The following is a 691-nucleotide window of genomic DNA, read 5'->3' on the forward strand; positions in this document are numbered from 1 at the left end:
GGCCCGTTATCGCACCGAATCGCTTTGGGCCTGCCGCGCCAACCAATGATCTGCCGCAGCGCACGGATCACGCGTTCGGACGGCAATGAGAAGTCGATCTCGATGCCGAGTGCCTCGCGGTTGAAGTCGTCGATCACGTTAAACAGCCGGATGCTACGTCCGTCGGCAAGTTGGTCGTGCATGAAGTCCATCGACCAGACCTGATTGACGGCAGACGGCACCGCCAGCGGTTCCGGGACCTGCCTGACCAGTCGCTTGCGCGGCTTGATTCGCAGGTTCAACTCCAGTTCGCAATAGATCCGGTACACGCGCTTGTGATTCCAGCCGAAGCCTTTCACGTTGCGCAGGTACAGGAAGCACAGTCCGAAGCCCCAGTTCCGGTGGTTGTCCGTCAGGCGCAGCAGCCAGTTCGCAATCTCGTCGTTCTCGGCGCTGCGCCGACCGACGTACCGATAACAGGCCTGGCTGATCCCAAATGCCTCACATGCCAGCCGGATCGATACGCCCCGGCTGCACACCGCATGCATGGCCATCTCACGCCGGCAAGATGGCCTCAATCTTTTTTTGCGAGCGCCTCCGCTACGATCTCGGCCTTGATCTTCTCCTCGACGTACATCTTGCGCAGCCGGGCGTTCTCGGCCTCCAGTTCCTTCATCCGCGCGATCAGCGAAACGTCCATGCCGCCGTACTT

The 691-nt window shown here is 60.8% G+C and carries 1 pseudogene; it reads right to left on the minus strand.

Annotation, left to right across the window (positions count from 1 at the left end):
- Positions 1 to 691, minus strand: a pseudogene (locus J7024_RS37025) (DDE-type integrase/transposase/recombinase); the annotation flags it as partial.

Source organism: Burkholderia sp. WTPI3 (assembly GCF_021483755.1).
Taxonomy (GTDB): Bacteria; Pseudomonadota; Gammaproteobacteria; order Burkholderiales; family Burkholderiaceae; genus Burkholderia.